A 17,824-nucleotide genomic window follows, 5' to 3' on the forward strand; every position below is an offset into this window, starting at 1 on the left:
TCGGGCCCCGCGGTGGTGCTCGTCGGCGGCGCGTTCATGACCCGCGGCGACTCCGCCGCGCCGGCCGGCCTGCCGGCCGAGCGGTTCACCGTGACGACGTACGACCGCCGCGGGCGGGGCGACAGCGGGGACGCCCCGGAGTACGACGTGCAGCGCGAGGTCGAGGACCTGGACGCGCTCATCGAGCGCGCGGGAGGCGAGGCGAGGGTCTTCGGCATGTCCTCGGGCGCCGTCCTGGCCCTGGAGGCCACGGCCCGCGGCAGCGCCGTCACCCGGCCGGACTGTACGAGCCGCCCTTCCTCACCGACGCCGGCCGGCCGCCGCTGTCCGCCGACTACGTCTCCCGCCTGGAGTCGCTCGTGGCGCGGAAGGCGTACGGCGACGCCGTGGCCTCCTTCATGACCGCGGCCGTCGGCATGCCGGCCGAAGCCGTCGAGGGCATGCGGCGGGCACCCTTCTGGGCGGGCATGGAGGCCACCGCACGGACCCTCCCCTACGACGGCCGCGTCATGGCCGGCACCATGTCCGGCCGGCCCCTGCCCACCGACCGGTGGCAGTCGGTCACCGTCCCCGTCCTGGTCGGCAGCGGCGACGCCGGCGCACCCCACATGCTGACCGGAGCGCGCGAACTCGCCGCCCTCGCCGACAACTTCGCCCTGCACACCCTCACCGGCCAGGACCACGGCATCGCCCCCGAGCTCCTCGCCCCGGTCCTCGCCGACTTCTTCACCGCCGGGACGCCGGTGTGTGCAGGCCCCCGGCGCACCGCCGGGGCCTCAGGAGGCCGGGCCCGACGCCGTGAGGGCGGGGTGGAGGCGGGCGCGGAAGGTGCGGCGGTAGGAGTCGGGCGGCACGCCGACGGTGCGGGCGAAGTGGCGGCGCAGCGTGGTGGCCGTGCCCAGGCCGGTGGCCGACGCGATGGTGTCGACGGTGTCGTCGCTGGACTCCAGGAGTTCCTGCGCGTGCCGGATGCGCTGGGCCAGCAGCCACTGGAGGGGCGTGGTACCGGTCACCGACCTGAAGTGGCGCCCCAGATGGCGTGAGCTCATCCCGGCCTGACGCGCCAGGTCCTCCACGGTCAGCGCCTGGTCGAGGCGCTGGAGCACCCACGGGAACAGCTCGGCCAGCGGATGGTTCCCCGGCGCGGGCACGGGCGTCGTCACGAACTGGGCCTGGCCCCCCTCGCGGTGCGGTGGCACGACCAGGCGGCGGGCGATCGTGTTGGCGACGCCCGAGCCGTGGTCGAGGCGCACGAGGTGCAGGCAGAGGTCCATGGCAGCGGCCTTGCCCGCGGAGGTGAGCACGCTCCCGTCGTCCACGTAGAGGATGTCGGGATCGACGGTCACCCGCGGATGACGCCGGCTCAGCTCGTCGGTGTGCGCCCAGTGCGTGGTCGCGCGCCGCCCGTCGAGCAGTCCCGCGGCCGCGAGCACGAACGCGCCCGTGCACAGCGACGCCACCCGCGCCCCCGCCTCGTGCGCCGCCCGCACGGCCTCGACCAGTTCGGCCGGCGGATCCACGTCGACGTCGGCCCACCCGGGGACGATCACGGTGTCCGCCCGCCGGAGCTGATCGAGGCCGTGGTCGGGCTCCACCACGAAGCGCCCGACCCGGACGGCCCGCGGCCCGCAGAGCGTGAAGTCGTACCAGGGATCGACGAGGTGCGGCGGATCGGCACCGAACACCTCCATCGCCAGCGACAGTTCGAGGTGCAGCATGCCGTCGGTGATGGCCAGGGCAACAGTGGTCACGTGCGGAAGGGTACGGGCAGCGCTCGCCGTCGTTCGTGCGCCGGCCCGGACCCTCCGGCCGGGCGCGGTGATCCTCCTCACGGGCGCACCGGGGAGGAGGCCGGGGTGAGCCGGGCGAGTGTCTCCGCGGCGTTGCGTTCGATCGTCGCGGCGAGGTCCTTGGCCTCCTGGGCGCCGCCCGAGGTCCGTTCGCCGAGGCAGAGGGTTCTGGACTGGGCGAAGTGGGAGTGGAGGGCCTCGACGAGGAGCCGGTCGAACTCCTTGCCGGTCGCGGCCTGCGCCCTGCGGAGGGTGTCGAGACCGACCATGCCCGGCATGGTGTGCCCTTCGTGGGGGCGGGTGTCGGGGACGCCGGAGAGGTCCAGGAGGGCGCGCAGGTCGGCTTCTTCCGCTCGCAGGCGGGTGTCGGCGCGGGAGGCGAGGTCGGCGAGGTCCGGGTCGGTGGTGCGGGTGGGGGCCAGGGCGGTCAGTCGGTGTGCGCGTTCGCTCATGGGGATCATGAGCTGGATCCAGGCGGTGTCGGTGGCGTTGAAGGCCGCCGCTCGCGGCGCGGCGGTCACCGGCTGCGGAGTGCAGCCGGTGACGGCGAGTGCCGCGAGCAGGGCCCACGCCCGGAGGGTCAGAAGGTTCCGGCGGAGTTGCACTTGGCGCTCTGCGTGATGCAGTCCTTGACCCGCCGGCCGAGTGCGGCGTTGTCCCAGGCGTTGAAGAAGTCGCCGTGGATGGACGACGCCATGCCGGAGGAGAGGGAGAAGCCGGCGGCGCTCCCGGAGGTCGGGAACGAGATGACGAAGGAGACGGAGGGGATGGCGACCGGGTGGTCGCCGCTGCACGAGCCGGTGTAGGTGTAGGCGACGTGCGACTTGTGGTCCGGGCTGTCGAGGTGCTTCCCGTCCCAGCAGTCGGGGAAGACCAGCTGGTAGACGAGCTTGGCGGTCGGTGCGCAGACCGGCCAGTTGCCGTCGGCGCTGCGTCCGATCTCTCCGCCCTCACCGGCGCAGAAGAACTGGTTGGCGGAGCCGGCCGGAGTGGGGACCTGTGACTTGGCGTTGCCGGCGATCATGCGGAAGCCCTGGGGGAAGGGCACGGTCGCGGCGGGGTCGGGCAGCCGGGAACCGTAGTAGACGATCATGCCGTCGCTCTCGACGGCCTTGCCGCCCTGGTAGAGGGTGGGGATCCAGTAGGCGGACAGGTCCTTGGCCGGCGTGCAGCTGGTGCCCGGGTTGGCCAGCAGGCTCTGGGTGGTGGTGAAGGCGTCGGTGCTCTTGTTGCCGAAGAAGCTGTGCATGTGGGACGCGCCGGGCAGGCCGGGGGCGACGATCGGGTCGTCGGGCTTGGAGTGGCTGTAGGTGCAGGTGGCGTTGAACTCGGGCACTCGGACGACTCCGGCGGGGACGGGGGCCGGGGTCATGGCGCGGAACTGTGCCAGTTGGGCGTTCCACGCGGTCTGGTCGAGGGCGACCCAGCCGGGCGCGGTGCCTCCGCCGCCGGTGCCGTTGTCGAACGAGAACCAGTTGATGTTGACGAAGTCGCCGGGCGTGGTGCTGCGGAGGAGCACGTACAGCGTCTGCGGGCCCGTGGGAGGGGAGGAGACGGTGGCGGTGCGGGTCGCCCAGCTCTGCCAGCCGCCCGTGGGGGTGATGGCGAAGCTGGTGAGGAGCGGGCCGGTCGGCGATCCGGTGCGCAGTTCCACGGTGCCGGGGCCGCCGGTGGCGGAGGCGATCCGGGCGGAGGCCGTCAGGGGGCCGGCGGCGCCCAGGTCGACGTTGTCGAAGCGCATCCAGTCGCCGTCGGCGAGGTAGGCGACGTTCTGTCCGCCGTCGGTGTCCACGGTCGGCTCGACGCCCACGCCGGACTGCGCGGCGTAGGACTCGGCCTGGACGACGAGGGTGGCGGCCCATGCGGTCTTGGCGGTGAGGGTGATGCCGAGCGCGGCGGCCAGGACGACGGCCAGCGCTCCCGCCATCAGGGTGTAGAGGTGGACGGATGGTCGGCGCATGTCGGTTCCTCTGGGGTGTGGGAGGGAGCGGGGGCGCGCCATTCCTCTGGGGCGTGGGAGCGGAGGGGCGCGCCGTGGGCGCGGCGGAGCCTGCCGCCGGTGCCTGGGGGCGGACACCGGCGGCGGGCGGTGGATCGGGCGCGCCACGGGTGAGGGGCGGAGCCGGTCGCGGGTACGGGGTGACCGGCGCGGACGCCCGGGCTCACGCCGCCGGGGCTACCGGTAGACGCGTACGTAGTCGACGAGCAGCCTCGAGGGGAACGGCGTGGTGGTGTCGGTCGGGCCGGGCCAGTCGCCGCCGACCGCGAGGTTGAGGATCATGTAGTGCGGGTGGTCGAAGATCCAGGGCCCCCGGGTCGCCTCCACCTGTTCCTTGTCGAGGGTGAAGACGGTGCGTCCGTCGAGGCCGTAGACGATTCCCTTGCTCGTCCAGTCGGCGGTCCAGGTGTGGAAGTCGTCGGAGAAGTCGGCGTCCTGGGGGAGCTTGTACGGCGAGCCGACTCCTCCGCCGCCGTTGTAGGCGGGCGCGTGGACGGTGGAGTACGCGGTCTTCACGTCCTTGCCGAGGATCTCCATGATGTCGATCTCGCCGTTGTAGGGCCACGGCCGTCCGGTGAGGAAGTCGCCGCCCATCATCCAGAACGCGGGCCAGAGTCCGTTGCCCTTGGGGACCTTGATGCGGGCCTCCACCCGGCCGTAGGTGAACTGGAAGGTGGAGCCGGTGTTCATGCGGGCGGACGTGTACTGGCAGGTGGTGCTGCCGGTGAGCGGGTCGGGCGGGCATCCCTTGCCGGCAGTGGCCTGCTTGCGGGCCTCCATGACGAGGTGGCCCGCGCCGTCGAGTGCGGCGTTGTCGTGGTCGGTGTAGTACTGCAGTTCGCCGTTCTGCCCGGTGCCGGGGTCGGCCTTCCACTTGGCCGGGTCGGGCTTGCCGCCGGCCGCGCCGTCGAACTCGTCGCTCCAGACGAGTCGTGGCGGCGTCGCGGGGTCGGCCGGCAGCGGCGGGGCCGGGTTCGGGGCGCCGCCGGTGCCGTACACCTGGAACTCCCAGAGGGAGTATCCGTAGGGGGTGGCGCGTTCGGTGCCGTACATCCGGACGTGGCGGCCGGTGCCGGAGACCTGGAGGGTCTGCTTGAGCCCCGTTCCGTTCGTGGTCGAGTAGATCGGCGTCCAGTCGGTGCCGTTCGACGAGACCTGGATCTGGAAGGACTTGGCGTAGGCCGGGTCCCACTGCAGCACGATCTTGTTGATCTGCGCGGGGGCTCCGAGGTCCACGGAGATCCAGGCAGGGTCCGTCCAGCCGTTGGTGGAGCTGGTGGCCCAGCGGGAGGCCGGGTCGCGGTCGAAGGCGCGGGCGGGCGTGCATTCCCAGCAGTTCTGGTCGCTCTGCGAGGTGGAGGCCGCGCCGGGTCGTCCGTAGGAGAGCAGCACGTCGCCGTTGCCGCCGTCGCTGGTGGTGGTGCGGACGGCGAAGGTCCAGAGCGAGTAGCCGTAGGCGGTTCCGCGCTGGGTGGCGTACAGGCGGACGAAGCGTCCGGAGCCCGAGACGGCCAGGTTCTCGCTGCCCCCGCCACCCTGCGTCGTGGTGTGGATCGTCGTCCAGGTGGCGGCGTCGTTCGACACCTGGACCTGGAAGGACTTCGCGTACGCGGCCTCCCAGTCGAGGGTCACGCCACAGAGCTGCTTCGTGGCACCCAGGTCGATCTGGAGCCACTGGAGGTCGCTGAACGCGCTGGACCAACGGGTACCGGGGTCCCCGTCGACGACGTTCGGGGCGCCGAACGCCCCTTCGGCGCTGGAGGCGGTGGCGGGCCGTCCCCGTGCGGCGTCCGCGGTGCCGCAGGCGGCGGAGGCGGAGGAGCCGTGGACCTGGAACTCCCACAGGGAGTACCCATAGGCGGTTCCGCGCTGGGTGGCGTACAGGCGGACGAAGCGCCCGGAGCCCGAGACGGCCAGGTTCTGGCTGCCCCCGGCACCCTGCGTCGTCGTGTGGATCGTCGTCCAGGTGACGGCGTCGTTCGACACCTGGACCTGGAAGGACTTCGCGTACGCGGCCTCCCAGTCGAGGGTGACCTGGCTGATCGTCGCGGGGGCTCCGAGGTCGACCTGGAGCCACTGCACGTCGGTGAAGCCGCTGGACCAGCGCGTCGCGGTGTCTCCGTCGACGGCGTTCCGGGCGGCGAACGCGCCCTCGGTGCCGGAGGCAGTCACGGACTTGCCCTGTGACAGCGGGACTTCGGCCGCGAGGGCGGAAGCCGCGGGGGTCGTGGGCGGGGCGGGTGTGGCGGGGGCGGTGGTGACGGTGAGCAGGGTGGCCGCGACGGCGACGAGTAATCCGAGGCGGCGAAGCAGCGGGCGCACGGCGGCTCCTCAAGTGGGGGTCGGGCGAGGGAGCGCTCCCTGAGGGGTGAGAATGGGCCGGTCCGTATCGGCTGTCAAGGCTTTGGTTCACGTGCCGGAAACGCCATCGACGCGTCAACGACCTTTTGGGGAACGGTTTCTCACGCTTCACCAGGCACGAGGCGAGCAGTCCCTGCCGGATGAGAGGGGGAACGGGACGGAGGCGGGTGAGCGGCGGAAGCCCGCAGGTCTCCGTGGCGCGCGGGGCCGTTGACAGCGGCGGCGCCGGGGCGTCATTCTCGCCGGAGAACGCTCCCCGAGCGGTTCGCGTGTCGTCGATCGAACGGACCGGGATGAAACGACCCACGCTGGAAGTGGTCGCCGCGCGTGCGGGCGTGTCCAAGTCGAGCGTCTCCCGCGTCGTCAACGGCGAGACGACGGTCGCCCCGCAGATCCGTGAGGTCGTGATGCGGGCTGTGCGGGAACTCGGTTACGTCCCCAACGCGGCCGCCCGCAACCTCGTCACCCGCCGCACGGACGCCGTGGCCGTGGTCGTCTCCGATCCGCCCCAGGGCGTGGTCTCCGACGATCCCCTGTTCTCCACCGTGGTGCGCGCCGTCAGCCGGGAACTGGAAGCGGCGGGCAAGCAGGTCGTCCTCATGCTCGCGGAGTCCGACCGCAGCCGCGCCAGGGTGGAGGAGTACGTGGCCGGCCGGCACGTGGACGGCGTCATGCTCGTCGCCCTGCACGGGACGGACCCGCTGCCGGCGGCCCTGGCCAGGACCGGCCTGCCGATCGCCTCGTTCAACCGCACGTCGGCGCCCCAGGTGCCCTACGCCGGCCTCGACAACGTCGGGGGCGCCTCGCTCGCGGTCCGCCATCTGCTGGAGCGCGGCCGCCGCAGGATCGCCGCCGTCACCGGACCCCTGGACCTGTTCGAGGCACGCGAACGCCTCGAAGGCTACCGCGAGGCCCTCCGGGACACCGGCCGCCGGTCGATCGTCGCGCTCGGCGACTTCACCCGGGCGTCGGGAGCCCAGGCGATGCGGCAGCTCCTGGACGACGACCCCGCGCTGGACGCCGTGTTCGCGAGCAACGACCTCATGGCCATCGGGGCGCTGCGGACCCTGCACCAGGCGGGGCGCCGCGTTCCCGAGGACGTGGCCGTCGTCGGCTTCGACGACATCGAGGCGGCCTCGTACACCACCCCGGCGCTCACCTCCGTCCGCAGCCCGATGGCCGACCAGGCCATCGCCACGGTCCACCTCCTTCTCGGACTCATCGAGGGCGGCCCCCGCGAGCCGGTCGTCATCCCGAACGAGCTGGTGGTCCGCGAGTCGACCTGACAGCAGGTCCGGTCCGGCGCCGCCGAGCGGAGGCCGGGCCGGGGCGACGTAGGGTGGGACGCGCAGCTGGTTCGCCCCGTCCGCCAGGCGGGATGCGTCGCAAGAGGGAACCCGGTGGGAATCCGGGACTGCCCCGCAGCGGTGAGCGGGAACGACCGCCGTCACACAGCACTGGGTCCGACGTACCGGACCTGGGAAGCGACGGCCAGTAGGAGCCCTCCACGAGGAGGACGTGCCCGCGAGTCCGAAGACCTGCCCGCTGCCCGCCCGCCGACACCCCTGGCGTGCGGACCAGCCCTGCCGCGACTCGCGAAGGAGAGTTGACGTGGCCGATCCCACCGTCACCAGCCCTGCCCGCCCGCTCAAGACGCCGGACGACTCCCGGGTCGTCCTCGCCCACATCATGAGCGAGCACGACACCAACCTGTACGGCACGATCCACGGGGGCGTGATGATGAAGCTCATCGACGACGCCGCCGCGGCGGCCGCCGGACGCCACGCCGACGGTCCGGCCGTGACCGTCTCCGTCGACCGCATGACGTTCCTCGCCCCGGTCCGGGCGGGCGACCTGCTCAGCGTCGACGCCGGCCTCGAACGCGCCGGCCGGACCTCCATGACCGTCGGCGTACGGGTCACCGCCGAGCGCTGGAACCACTCCGGCCCCGCGACCGAGGTCGCCACCGCGTTCCTCACCTTCGTCGCCGTCGACGCCGACGGCGATCCGCGGCCCGTGCCCGCCCTCGCGGCGTCCCTGCCCGGCTCCTCCTGAGGAACGGGCGACCGGTCCCGGCCGGGTCCCGCGACGGCGTCCGACACCGGCGACCGGCTGGGGGCCGTGATCACACCAGCCCGTCCGCCCCTGGGTGGACACCCTCGGTATCGGGTGTCCGTCTCCGTCTCCGTCTGCACGAACAGCTCCACCGGCCGGGTGTCGATCGTCCACGAGGGCGCGAGCGGTGAGGACGGGGCGTCCGTGAGCTCAGCGTACGTGCCGGACCGCGTGCCTCAGGAGGGCCTGCCGTCCGGACCCCGCGTCACCGCCGTGCTCAGCAGCCGGACGTCGTACTCGGTCCAGCAGTCGGAGATCTCGACGCCGACCTCGCTCCCGCACCGGCCGCACACCAGGTTCGGCCCGTCGAGCCCGTCCCGACGGCAGCATCCGTACAGCCGGGAGGTGTCCGTGTGCGGCCGCAGCAGCACGCCGTCCAGCGGATTGATCACCCAGGTGGGAGCGGAACCGGCCGGGGCGTACGGCTCCGGGTCGGCGGAGAACGCGCCGACGGGGACGGTCGACGGGCCGTAGGTGTAGTGCTCCCTACCCTTCACCCGCGGCAGCGGCCTCCAGGCCCGCTCCACCAGCGGCCGCGACAAGGGAGCCGCGCACGACCGGCATACGAACACGACCTGCACCACCGACACCTCACCCGTTCGCAACCTGCTCCCGCACCGCCGTCTCACACTCAAGCACAGCAGGAGGTCTTGGCCGATCCGCGTACCGGCCCTGGCCGTCGGGTCTTCCGGGCGCCCGGCAGCAGCCACCCGGGGTCGGGCGGGCCGCGCACGGCAGCGGCAGCCGCCCCCTTCGGGCCGGCCGGATCTCCGACGACGGGACCGAAGGGGGCGCATCCGTGGGGAGGGTGAACCGCCCTATCGATCAGCCGAGTTCGGCAGCCACCAGGGTGGCCGCGTCGGCGACCAGGGCGTCGACGGGGGCCGCGTCCTCGGTGAATCGGGTGGTCATCACGGTGAGCACGATCGGGCCGCCGTGGGGCGGCCAGGTGACACCGGCGTCGTTGTTGCCGCCGTAGCGGCCGCCGCCGGTCTTGTCGGCCAGCAGCCAGTCGGCGGGGAGGCCCTTGCGGAAGCGCTCCTTGCTGGTGGTGTTGCCGAGCATCCAGTCGGTGAGCAGCCGCCGGTCGTCGCTCGGGAGCGCGTCCCCCAGCAGGAGGCGGCCGTAGGTGCGCCCGATGGAGTGGGGCGTGGTGGTGTCGGTGTGGCGCCACGGTTCCGCCGAGTTCAGTTCCGGCTCCCACCGGTCCAGGCGGGTCGTACGGTCCCCGATCGAGCGGGCGAAGCGGGTGACGGCGGTGGGGCCGCCGAGCTCGCGCAGCAGCAGGTTGGCCGCGGTGTTGTCGCTGAAGCGCAGGGTCGCGTCGCAGAGTTCGGCCACGGTCATGCCGTGGGCCAGGTTCCCGGACAGTTCCGTGACGGGCGACCAGCCGGAGCGCTCGACCTCGGCCGCCGTGTACCGGATGCGGCGGTCGAGGAAGCTGCCGTCGTGGTCGAGGTCGCGCAGCACGGCGGCGACGGCGAGGGTCTTGAAGACCGAACACATGGGGAAGCGCTCGTCGGCGCGGTACGCCACCTGGCGCCCGGTACGGACGTCGTGGGCGAAGACGCCGAGCCGCGCGGCGTGCTGCCGCTCCAGGCGCCGGAGCCTGCCGGTGATGCCGCGACCCGCGGACGGGGCGGCGCCGGCTGTTCCGGCGAGCGGTAACACGACGGCGAGCGAGGCGCCCGCACCGAGGGCGAGGGCGGTGCGGCGGGACGGGTGAGAGCCTGCGAACGACACGGTTCGTACCTTTCCTGAGTGATCACTGCACAGAGAAACACGCGCCCCGGCCCCCGGCCGGTTTCGACGCGGGGCCACTCAAGCCGCCTACGGGTGCGGTCGTGGCACCCGCGAAGGGACGGACACGTGGGTGGTGCTTGCCGCATCCGTCGGCCGGGCGCATCCACGTCCGGGCCTGCGCGTGAAGTGAGGGGTACGGAGACGGGCGGCGCGGAGGCGGACGAATCATGATCATGAGTGACGGTGTGCCCGCTGGACCGGAGACACCGGGCGCCGGGGCCACGGAGCGATCGGGAGGGTCGTGGAGCGTCGCCCCCGACGGGGGACGCCCCCAGGGGGCGGTGTGCACGCACGTCACGACCCTCACGCGACCGCAGGACCTCCCCGCCTCCCCGGTCTGCGCGGAGTGCGAGGCCCTCGGGCACGGCTGGGTCCGTCTTCGCCGGTGCGCGACCTGCGGGCACATCGGGTGCTGCGACAGCTCCCGCGGCCGGCACGCCCACGCCCACTACGCGGAGACCGGCCATCCGGTGGTGGTCTCGCTGGCCGCCGACGAGTCCTGGGCGTGGTGCCACGTGGACGAGGTGTTCCTCATCGAAGTCTGACGCCGACGACCCGATGCCCCGATGCCCCGCGGAGGCCGGGCGGGGCTGGGCGGCGGTGCCTCGGGGTCGTCCCCGGCGCGGGCCCGGTCTCCTCCGCGCCGGCGCCGGGTCAGCTCGCGTCGGGTGCGTCGACGATCTTTCCGTCCTTGTCGATCGTGTGGGTGTCCCAGTACAGGTCCCACTCGTCGCCGACCTGCTCCGGCACCTTGCCCTCCGGGTACCGCACGTACCCGGCGGGCGGCTCCTCCGCGTCCGGCACGCACGCCGAGCCGGTTCCTCCGACGGACAGCACCGGGTACTCGCCTCCGCCGCAGACGTCCTCCTTGTACTCCCACCCCGCGCACCCGCTCAGCGCCACCGCGGCGACCGCACCCACGAGCGCGGCGGCGGCGATGCGGAGGGGGCGGGGCCGGAGGGCGGTGACGGTGCGGTGGACGCGGTGGATCGCAGTCATGGTCTTCTCCAGAGGTCGAGTACGCCTCCACCCTCACCCGGCCCGGGGGCCCGGCTCCTGAGTACGCGTACTCAAGAACACCTGCGCGATCACCTCAACCCCGTTGGTCCCGCCGGGATGTGAGGGGGGCTCGGCTCCCCGGGGCGGGGTCAGGGTCGGGGCCGGGTCCAGGGCCAGGGCCGGGGGGCGGCCGCCCGGAGGCGCGCTGACCGACCGCCGGTAGAGTGCCGTGGGACGAGAGAAGAGATCCTCCGATGGACTCACGCATCGCGCGCATACGCACCAAGCTGGCGAAGACGCCCTACCAGCCTCACCGCAGCCACTCCATGGGTGCCGAGCGCCACCGGTTCCGCCTCGGCCCGCGCGTCACGGCCGCGGAGGCGGACGCGTTCGAACACGACCATCACATCGCGTTGCCACCGGCCTACCGCACTTTCCTGACCGGCCTCGGGGGCAGTGGCGCCGGGCCCTTCTACGGCCTGCTCCCCCTCGACGAGTGCCGCCTGTTCACCATGGACCCCCGGCCACCGGACGGCGCCCCGCGCGGCTTCCACCACGCGCGCCACCCCGATGCGGCGCAGGGGGACCTGTTCCTCCACATCGTCGAGATGGGCTGCACCGACCTCTGCCTCATCGCCGTGACCGGCCCCCTCACGGGCCGCGTCCTCACCGGCAACTCCGACGGCTTCTGGCGTCCGAACGTCTCCTCGGCCACCGACTTCCTCGGCTGGTACGAACGCTGGCTCGACCACATGCTCGACGGCAAGGACAACCGCGCCCTCGGCCTCACCTCACCCCCGACCGTCGCCCACTCCCCCGGCGGCCCCCGCGTCACGCTCTGCCGGGCGCCGGGCCACACCGGCCGCGCGCCTCACCTGGCGCGGTGACTCCGAGCCGTGGCCGTGCGCGGCGGGGAGAACGAGGACGCGCGGTGCTTTCCCTCCCCGTCGTCGCGGCGGCCGTCCGGGCCGGGCGGTGGCCGCCCCCGGATCAGGGGGTGTCGCCCGAGTAGTACAGGCGGCAGCTCACGCCCGGTCCCGGTGTGCGGGGTTCGCCCGGGCGCGGGTCGTAGAGCGCGCGTCCGCCGGGCCAGCGTGAGAGCTCGGTGGGCAGGGCCACGCCGTCGTCGATCTCCTCGGTCCGCCAGCCGTGGACGTCGAGGAGGAGGCCGTCGAGCGGGCCGCCGACCAACTCGGCGTAGGACCGGTCCGGAAGCGGGCCCGGATCGGGGTCCTCGTGGTCATGGCCGTACACCCGGCCGCGTAGCAACTGCTCGTCACCGTTCACCCGAACAAGTCTTCCAGTCACCACTGACAACACCCTCGGACGCGGCCCCGGCTTCCGGTCCACGAGCCGATGGGGCGTCGCCGACAGCTCGCGCGACATCGTCCGGATGGGTCAGGTGCGGATGGTGGCCGGCGCCGGCGATGACCGTCACCGTGGCGCGGGGCAGGGCGTTCAGGAGCAAGTGGCCCTCCGGCGTGAGGGGATCGCGGGAGCCGACGACGACATGGACGTGGCCCGGGTACTCCCGGAGCCGGGAGCGCAGGTCGGCGCGCCGCTGCGGGTTCCCGGCGGCGCTCAGGAGGCGGGACACGGTGGTGCCGACGGTGCCGCGGCGGAGGTCCGCCACGGAGGACCGGAGTGCGGCCGCGTGGCGCGGGTCGCCCGTCAGGCGCGTGGCCAGGGCCGTGGGGGTCGTACGTCTCAGGTGCAGGCGGGTGAGGAGGGATGCCCGGGTGAGGCGGGGTGGGTGGGCCTGGAGGAAGAACGGGGAGACGAGCGTGAGCCGGCCGACGGTGTCGGGGTGGTCGGCGGCGGCTTCGACAGCCGCTGCGGCGCCGATGGAGTGGCCGACCAGGTGACGGGCGCCGGTGTCGGTCAGCAGCGCGCTCAGCCAGGACGGCCAGTCGTCGGGGTGACCGTTGCTCATGCCCAGGCCGGGCAGGTCGGCGGCGCGGGCGTGGCCGATCGCCGCGACGACCGGAGCCCAGGTGTCGGCATTGACGGGCAGGCCGGGGAGTACCAGCGTGGGCGCGTCGGGCTCGCCCAGTTCGAACGTGCGGATGCCACCGGGCGCGGTGAACCGCCGGTCGGCCGCGGGGGCGTCGCCGAAGCGGTGGGCCGCGAGGTGATCGGCCCAGCGGTGGAGGGTCGTGGTGGTGTCCGGCATGGTCAGGCCGTGCCGGGCGGCGAGCGCGTGGGCCGGAGCGGTGGGGTAGCGGTCGGCGGAGAGGAAGGTCAGGGTCTCGGGATCGGCCTTGGTGAGCCGCTGGGGAAGACGCTTGAGCAGGGGTGCCGGGACCCGCATCCGGGGCGCCTTGACGCCGTAGTGCTCGGCCGCGCGGGTGAGCAGGTCGGGCAGGGCGGGAGTGTCGTCGTCGAGGAGCCAGTACGCGGAGCGTTCCGTGGCCGGGTCCGTCGGCAGCAGGGCCATGAAGCGGGCGAGGTGGTCGGCGGCGACCACGGGGACGAAGGTGCGTCCGTCGCCGGGCAGGGCGGGGAGCGCACCGTGCCAGAGGTCCTTCAGCTGGGAGGCGAGCCCGATGTACTGGTCGGATGCGCCGGTGGCGCTGTCCCCGATGACGCTGGCGGGGTTGACGATGGACCAGGGGACGTCCAGCCGGGTCGCCAGCTCGCGGAAGACCGCGTCGGCCTCGACCCTGGACGCCTCGTAGGCGCCGAGTCTGCGGTAGGTCTCGCCCCGGCGGGCTTCGTTCCAGGGTTCGGCATCCTGTCCCCCGACGCGGTATCCGGAGATCTGGACCAGGCGGCGCAGGTGCGGCAGCCGGGCGGCGAACGCGACGACGGTGCGGACACTGTCGACGTTGGCGTGGCGCGCCTCGTCCACGGACATGCCGAACCGGAAGGCCCCGGCGCAGTTGTAGATCTCCGTGACGTCGTCACAGGGGCCGTCGACCAGTGACGCCGTGGTGAAGTCGACTCTCAGGTCGGCGGGGACCTGCTCGTGCCCGCGTGCCGCGAGCCATCGGGCCAGCCGCTGGTACGACGCCTCGCTCCGGTTCGCCGTGCTCACCCGTACGCCGGCCTCGCCGAGGGCGAGCACCAGGTGGCGCCCGATGAAGCCGCTCGCGCCCAGCACCAGCGCGTGTCTGCCGTCCGTGGTCATGCCGACGCCTCCCCGACCGGCGCCAGCAGGACGTCGATCGCCTGGGCGGCGCAGTGGAGGGGTTCCGTGGACCGCTGGGCGCGCGACACGATCACCGCTCCCTCCACCATGCTGACCATGGCGGTCGCCAGCGCGCGGGCGGCGGGGTGCGGACGGCCGTGGGCGACGAGCAGTTCGGTGACGGGCCCGATCCACGACTCGAAGGCCCGGGTGCACGCCTCGCGCAGCCGCTCGCTCTGCGTCCCCATCTCCAGTGTCACCACCGAGACCGGGCATCCCAGCTCGAAGCCGCTGCCTTCGAGCATCCCGGCCAGTGCGTCGATGACCCGTCGCAGCACCTCACCGGGCGTCGCGCGCTCTTGGGCCGCGCCGGCCACGAGGGCGCCGAAGTGCGCGGCCGCGAGCTCGACCGCCCTCTCGCCGAGGGCCTGCTTGCCCTCGGGGTAGTGGAAGTAGAGGGACCCCTTGGGGGCGCCCGCGTGCTCCACCACCGTGGCGAGTCCGGTGCCGCTGTAGCCGTGCCGCTGGATGAGTTCGAGCATCGATTCCGCCAGCCGCAGGCTGGTCTTCGCTCCCTTGGTTTCCACCATGATCCAGATAATAGACCGGTCTATATATTTTGCAAGAGGCCGGGCGCCCCCGCCCGAAGGCGGGACTGGTGCCGAGGGGGCGGGACCCGGGCCGAGGACGGGGAGGGCCGGAGTCGCGGCGCTGCGCGCCCGGGCAGGCGGTCTCACTAGGCGGTTCCGGGCGGCAGCGGCGGAAACCGGCTCGATAGAGTGGGTGCCATGCCTAGAACTTCGCCCTCGGTGGCCCTCGACTCCCTGCTCGCCGGCAACCGCCGCTTCGTCGCGGGGGAGCAGGACCACCCGAACCAGGACGCCGCCCGTCGTGCGCAACTCGCTCCCGGGCAGGAGCCCTTCGCGGTCATCCTGGGATGCTCCGACTCGCGGCTCGCGGCCGAGATCATCTTCGATCAGGGGCTCGGCGACCTGTTCGTGGTGCGGACCGCGGGTCACGTCCTGGGGGCGGAGGTGCTGGGAAGCGTCGAGTACGCGACCAGCGTCCTCGGCTGCCGGCTCGTCGTCGTGCTCGGTCACGACTCGTGCGGAGCCGTCGCGGCGGCCCGTAACGCCGTCGAGGACGGCCTGCCGGCCGTCGGTTTCGTCCGGGACGTCGTCGAGCGCGTCACGCCGAGCGTCCTGGCGGCCCGCGCGGCCGGTCTGACCGAGGACAGCGACATCATCGACGAGCACATAAGGCACACGGTGAAGCTGCTCATGGACCGTTCCCGCGTCGTGTCGGACCAGGTGGAGTCGGGTGAGGTCGCGGTCGTCGGCCTGGCCTACCAGCTGGCCGAGGGCAGCGCGCGGCTGGTGACGGCGCACGGCGCCGACGCCGAATGAGGGGCCCCGCGCCGCAGCGCTTCGCCTGCTCCGAGGCGTCGTCCCGTGCGTCCGGCATCGAGACGGCCGCCGAGGTGCTCCGGCAGGGTCACCTCGTGGTCCTGCCGACGGACACCGTGTACGGGGTCGGGGCCGACGCCTTCGACCCGAAGGCCGTCGCCCGCCTCCTGGCGGCGAAGGGTCGGGGCCGTCACAAGCCCTCCCCCGTCCTCGTCGGTTCGAGGGACGCCCTCGCGGACCTGGTCGCGGAGCTGCCGCCCGCGGCCGAGCGGCTCATCGAGGCGTACTGGCCCGGCGGTCTGACGCTGGTCCTCCACCACCGTCCCTCGCTCGCCTGGGACCTCGGCGAGACCGGGGGCACCGTGGCCGTGCGCATGCCCGACCACCCGCTCGCCCTGGACCTGCTGGCCGCGGCCGGCCCCCTGGCCGTCTCCAGCGCGAACCTCACGGAGCAGCCGTCGCCCGAAGACTGCGACGCGGCGTTCCGCATGCTGGGAGACGCGGTCTCGGTGTACCTCGACGGCGGTCGGACCGCCGGACCGCTGTCGTCGTCGATCGTCGACCTGACCGGCGAAGCGCCGGTCCTCGTCCGCGAGGGCGTACTGTCCGCGGCCGAGCTGCGGTCGGTCGTGCCGGACCTCGTCACGCGCTGACCCGTAGTCCGCCCCGCGGACGGTCGGCGTCGTCGCTCCGCGGGGTTCCTGCCCGTCGCCCGGCGTGGAGGCGGGCAGGACGGACCGCCTCCCCGCGTCGGGTTCGGGTCGCCACCGAATCGTCGGCGCTCCCGCGTACGGAGGCTCGTCCTGCTCGGGGCGTTCCCGACGGCGTCAGAACCCGAAGATCCGGAAGACGAAGAAGAGTCCTACGAGCACGGCGCCGAGGACGATCAGGGAAAGCCAGAACATCGGGTGTTCCCAGATGCCGCCGTCCGGCCGTTCCTGATGGGCCGAGGACGTGGAGCCTTCCACGGGCGGGGTCTCTTGAGGGGGTACGAGCGGCTGGGTCATAGCCTCTCCCTGGGGTGCGGGACGGCGTCGTGTCGCCGAGTCTCCACCGTCCCTCGCTTCGCTCCGCCCCGCCAGGTGCGTCGATCGTGCGTCGAAGCCCGGAGGGGAGCCGCGCACCGCATCCGCCGGCCGGGCTCGCGCCGAATGCCCCGTACGACGGCATCGACGTCGGTCTCGGGAAGGGGCATCGCGATGGACAGGGAACCGACAGGGCCGGGCGAGGAGTCCGTGTGGGACTACCCCCGGCCACCCCGCCTGGAGGCGGACCGACGGCTCCTGTCCGTACGGGTGGGAGGCACCGTCGTCGCCGAGACGCGCGCGGGCCTGCGGATGCTGGAGACGAGCCACCCGCCGGTCTTCTACTTCCCGCGGCCCGACGTCCGGATGGACCTGCTGCGGCCGGCCCCCGGCGGGAGTGCCTGCGAATGGAAGGGCAGCGCCTCGTACTGGGACATCGTCGTGGGGGACGACGAGGTGCTCCGGGCGGCGTGGAGCTACGAGCGGCCCCGCGCGCCGTACGCGTCCCTCGCCGGGCACCTGGCCTTCTACCCCACCCTGGCCGCCTGCTCCGTGGACGGCGAGGCGGTGGCCGCGCAGGAGGGCGACTTCTACGGCGGGTGGATCACCGGAGAGATCAAGGGACCGTTCAAGGGCGGCGCGGGCACCTGGGGCTGGTGACGGTCCGCCCGACGGTGCTCCTCCGCGACGACGGTCCTGCCCGCCGGAAGACCTCGGTCAGGAGGGGTGCGAGGTGTGGTCGGGATGTCCCTCGGTGCGACGGGCCTCCTTCATCTCCGCCTCGTACAGGTGGTCCCTGCCCGCGGCCAGGTCCTCACGCGCCTGCCGTTCGAGGTCGCGGAAGGGCTCGTAATAGGTGCGGTTGTACGACTCGACGATCTGGAAGGTCCAGTGGTCGGGGATGACGTTGCGCCCCAGGACCTCCCCCTCGACCCGGTCCGCCCAGTCGTCGTGACCGGCGCGCCGCAGCAGCCCGACGGCGCGGTCCAGCTCCAGGTCGGCGGTTCCGGTCAGCTGGTGGAAGCCGTAGAGCTGGCCACGCGCCCGCTCGACCGTCTCCAGGGCCTTCGAGAGCGACCCCAGCGCCTCCACCGTGAGATCACCGACGCCCTCCGGTCGCCGGTGGGCAGGGTCGGGGCCGCCTTCGCTGCGCGTCATGTTCGCCCCCTGCCCTGATCTGCCGGAGGGCAATCGCA

Annotated in this window: 19 protein-coding genes, 1 pseudogene and 1 riboswitch; of the genes and pseudogenes, 8 read left to right on the forward strand and 12 right to left on the reverse strand. The window is 73.1% G+C overall.

Features of this window, described 5'->3' with window-relative positions; genetic code table 11:
- Positions 1 to 12: 12 nt before the first annotated feature.
- A complete protein-coding gene (locus tag ACZ60W_RS00815) occupies positions 13 to 402 on the forward strand; it encodes an alpha/beta fold hydrolase (RefSeq protein WP_469753167.1) in 390 nt (129 codons plus the stop codon).
- A 374-nt stretch (positions 403 to 776) separates the two neighbouring features.
- Here the strand turns inward: ACZ60W_RS00815 and ACZ60W_RS00820 are convergent, their stop codons facing one another.
- The 4 genes from ACZ60W_RS00820 to ACZ60W_RS00835 form a co-directional block, all read right to left on the reverse strand.
- Positions 777 to 1,751: a helix-turn-helix domain-containing protein gene (locus tag ACZ60W_RS00820; protein ID WP_469753168.1), complete on the reverse strand. Its 975-nt coding sequence runs from the start codon at positions 1,749 to 1,751 to the stop codon at positions 777 to 779.
- A 77-nt stretch (positions 1,752 to 1,828) separates the two neighbouring features.
- A complete protein-coding gene (locus ACZ60W_RS00825; protein WP_469753169.1) occupies positions 1,829 to 2,395 on the reverse strand; it encodes a DUF305 domain-containing protein in 567 nt (188 codons plus the stop codon).
- Complete coding sequence (locus tag ACZ60W_RS00830) at positions 2,371 to 3,750, reverse strand: DUF1996 domain-containing protein (protein WP_469753170.1); 1,380 nt, start codon at positions 3,748 to 3,750, stop codon at positions 2,371 to 2,373. Before ACZ60W_RS00830 ends, ACZ60W_RS00825 begins: the two co-directional genes overlap by 25 nt.
- 216 nt (positions 3,751 to 3,966) lie before the next feature.
- On the reverse strand, positions 3,967 to 6,102 hold the full coding sequence (locus ACZ60W_RS00835) for a discoidin domain-containing protein (protein WP_469753263.1): 2,136 nt from the start codon (positions 6,100 to 6,102) through the stop codon (positions 3,967 to 3,969).
- Between the two features lie 341 nt (positions 6,103 to 6,443).
- Here ACZ60W_RS00835 and ACZ60W_RS00840 point away from each other — a divergent pair, with 341 nt between their 5' ends.
- Complete coding sequence (locus tag ACZ60W_RS00840; protein ID WP_469753171.1) at positions 6,444 to 7,436, forward strand: LacI family DNA-binding transcriptional regulator; 993 nt, start codon at positions 6,444 to 6,446, stop codon at positions 7,434 to 7,436.
- A 50-nt stretch (positions 7,437 to 7,486) separates the two neighbouring features.
- A riboswitch (cobalamin riboswitch) is annotated at positions 7,487 to 7,710 on the forward strand.
- Between the two features lie 129 nt (positions 7,711 to 7,839).
- A pseudogene (locus ACZ60W_RS00845) lies at positions 7,840 to 8,172 on the forward strand (acyl-CoA thioesterase); the annotation flags it as partial.
- 269 nt (positions 8,173 to 8,441) lie between these two features.
- Here ACZ60W_RS00845 and ACZ60W_RS00850 read toward each other — a convergent pair.
- The gene (locus ACZ60W_RS00850; RefSeq protein ID WP_469753172.1) at positions 8,442 to 8,762 is read right to left on the reverse strand and encodes a hypothetical protein; all 321 of its coding nucleotides are present in this window, start codon (positions 8,760 to 8,762) and stop codon (positions 8,442 to 8,444) included.
- A 328-nt stretch (positions 8,763 to 9,090) separates the two neighbouring features.
- A complete protein-coding gene (gene bla / locus ACZ60W_RS00855) occupies positions 9,091 to 10,008 on the reverse strand; it encodes a class A beta-lactamase (protein ID WP_469753173.1) in 918 nt (305 codons plus the stop codon).
- A gap of 341 nt (positions 10,009 to 10,349) precedes the next feature.
- On the opposite strand from bla, the gene ACZ60W_RS00860 reads away from it, so the two are divergent.
- Positions 10,350 to 10,613, forward strand: a complete 264-nt coding sequence (locus ACZ60W_RS00860) for a UBP-type zinc finger domain-containing protein (RefSeq protein WP_469753174.1) — start codon at positions 10,350 to 10,352, stop codon at positions 10,611 to 10,613.
- Between the two features lie 109 nt (positions 10,614 to 10,722).
- Here ACZ60W_RS00860 and ACZ60W_RS00865 read toward each other — a convergent pair whose 3' ends face one another.
- Positions 10,723 to 11,067: an SCO0607 family lipoprotein gene (locus ACZ60W_RS00865; RefSeq protein ID WP_469753175.1), complete on the reverse strand. Its 345-nt coding sequence runs from the start codon at positions 11,065 to 11,067 to the stop codon at positions 10,723 to 10,725.
- A gap of 254 nt (positions 11,068 to 11,321) precedes the next feature.
- Between ACZ60W_RS00865 and ACZ60W_RS00870 the strand changes: the two genes are divergently transcribed.
- Positions 11,322 to 11,954 (forward strand): SMI1/KNR4 family protein, encoded by a 633-nt coding sequence (locus tag ACZ60W_RS00870; protein ID WP_469753176.1) that lies wholly within the window; start codon positions 11,322 to 11,324, stop codon positions 11,952 to 11,954.
- Between the two features lie 103 nt (positions 11,955 to 12,057).
- Here ACZ60W_RS00870 and ACZ60W_RS00875 read toward each other — a convergent pair whose 3' ends face one another.
- The 3 genes from ACZ60W_RS00875 to ACZ60W_RS00885 are packed head-to-tail and all read right to left on the reverse strand — an operon-like array spanning position 12,058 to position 14,787.
- Positions 12,058 to 12,354, reverse strand: coding sequence for a hypothetical protein (locus ACZ60W_RS00875; protein WP_469753177.1), 297 nt, complete (start codon positions 12,352 to 12,354; stop codon positions 12,058 to 12,060).
- Positions 12,344 to 14,197 (reverse strand): alpha/beta fold hydrolase, encoded by a 1,854-nt coding sequence (locus ACZ60W_RS00880; protein WP_469753178.1) that lies wholly within the window; start codon positions 14,195 to 14,197, stop codon positions 12,344 to 12,346. The genes ACZ60W_RS00875 and ACZ60W_RS00880 overlap by 11 nt, the downstream gene beginning before the upstream one ends.
- Complete coding sequence (locus ACZ60W_RS00885; RefSeq protein WP_469753179.1) at positions 14,194 to 14,787, reverse strand: TetR/AcrR family transcriptional regulator; 594 nt, start codon at positions 14,785 to 14,787, stop codon at positions 14,194 to 14,196. The genes ACZ60W_RS00880 and ACZ60W_RS00885 overlap by 4 nt, the downstream gene beginning before the upstream one ends.
- Positions 14,788 to 14,985: 198 nt before the next feature.
- Between ACZ60W_RS00885 and ACZ60W_RS00890 the strand changes: the two genes are divergently transcribed.
- Both ACZ60W_RS00890 and ACZ60W_RS00895 read left to right on the forward strand, forming a co-directional pair.
- Positions 14,986 to 15,603, forward strand: a complete 618-nt coding sequence (locus tag ACZ60W_RS00890; RefSeq protein WP_469753180.1) for a carbonic anhydrase — start codon at positions 14,986 to 14,988, stop codon at positions 15,601 to 15,603.
- On the forward strand, positions 15,600 to 16,256 hold the full coding sequence (locus ACZ60W_RS00895) for an L-threonylcarbamoyladenylate synthase (RefSeq protein ID WP_469753181.1): 657 nt from the start codon (positions 15,600 to 15,602) through the stop codon (positions 16,254 to 16,256). The genes ACZ60W_RS00890 and ACZ60W_RS00895 overlap by 4 nt, the downstream gene beginning before the upstream one ends.
- A 174-nt stretch (positions 16,257 to 16,430) precedes the next feature.
- Here ACZ60W_RS00895 and ACZ60W_RS00900 read toward each other — a convergent pair whose 3' ends face one another.
- Complete coding sequence (locus ACZ60W_RS00900) at positions 16,431 to 16,610, reverse strand: DUF6480 family protein (RefSeq protein WP_469753182.1); 180 nt, start codon at positions 16,608 to 16,610, stop codon at positions 16,431 to 16,433.
- Positions 16,611 to 16,802: 192 nt separating this feature from the next.
- On the opposite strand from ACZ60W_RS00900, the gene ACZ60W_RS00905 reads away from it, so the two are divergent.
- A complete protein-coding gene (locus ACZ60W_RS00905; RefSeq protein WP_469753183.1) occupies positions 16,803 to 17,288 on the forward strand; it encodes a DUF427 domain-containing protein in 486 nt (161 codons plus the stop codon).
- A gap of 57 nt (positions 17,289 to 17,345) precedes the next feature.
- On the opposite strand, the gene ACZ60W_RS00910 is transcribed toward ACZ60W_RS00905, so the two are convergent.
- Positions 17,346 to 17,786 carry a hypothetical protein gene (locus ACZ60W_RS00910; RefSeq protein WP_469753184.1) on the reverse strand — a complete coding sequence of 147 codons (441 nt, stop codon included), beginning with the start codon at positions 17,784 to 17,786 and terminating at the stop codon, positions 17,346 to 17,348.
- Positions 17,787 to 17,824: the final 38 nt, after the last annotated feature.

This window comes from Streptomyces sp. NPDC104202 (assembly GCF_055584185.1).

Bases quoted from the DNA above. Each gene is read 5' to 3' on its own strand.
- ACZ60W_RS00910 (WP_469753184.1), bottom strand. From the start codon at position 17,786: ATGACGCGCAGCGAAGGCGGCCCCGACCCTGCCCACCGGCGACCGGAG.
- ACZ60W_RS00890 (WP_469753180.1), top strand. From the start codon at position 14,986: ATGCCTAGAACTTCGCCCTCGGTGGCCCTCGACTCCCTGCTCGCCGGC.
- ACZ60W_RS00880 (WP_469753178.1), bottom strand. From the start codon at position 14,197: ATGACCACGGACGGCAGACACGCGCTGGTGCTGGGCGCGAGCGGCTTC.
- ACZ60W_RS00900 (WP_469753182.1), bottom strand. From the start codon at position 16,610: ATGACCCAGCCGCTCGTACCCCCTCAAGAGACCCCGCCCGTGGAAGGC.
- ACZ60W_RS00865 (WP_469753175.1), bottom strand. From the start codon at position 11,067: ATGACTGCGATCCACCGCGTCCACCGCACCGTCACCGCCCTCCGGCCC.
- ACZ60W_RS00840 (WP_469753171.1), top strand. From the start codon at position 6,444: ATGAAACGACCCACGCTGGAAGTGGTCGCCGCGCGTGCGGGCGTGTCC.
- ACZ60W_RS00885 (WP_469753179.1), bottom strand. From the start codon at position 14,787: ATGGTGGAAACCAAGGGAGCGAAGACCAGCCTGCGGCTGGCGGAATCG.
- ACZ60W_RS00895 (WP_469753181.1), top strand. From the start codon at position 15,600: ATGAGGGGCCCCGCGCCGCAGCGCTTCGCCTGCTCCGAGGCGTCGTCC.
- ACZ60W_RS00870 (WP_469753176.1), top strand. From the start codon at position 11,322: ATGGACTCACGCATCGCGCGCATACGCACCAAGCTGGCGAAGACGCCC.
- ACZ60W_RS00830 (WP_469753170.1), bottom strand. From the start codon at position 3,750: ATGCGCCGACCATCCGTCCACCTCTACACCCTGATGGCGGGAGCGCTG.
- ACZ60W_RS00905 (WP_469753183.1), top strand. From the start codon at position 16,803: ATGGACAGGGAACCGACAGGGCCGGGCGAGGAGTCCGTGTGGGACTAC.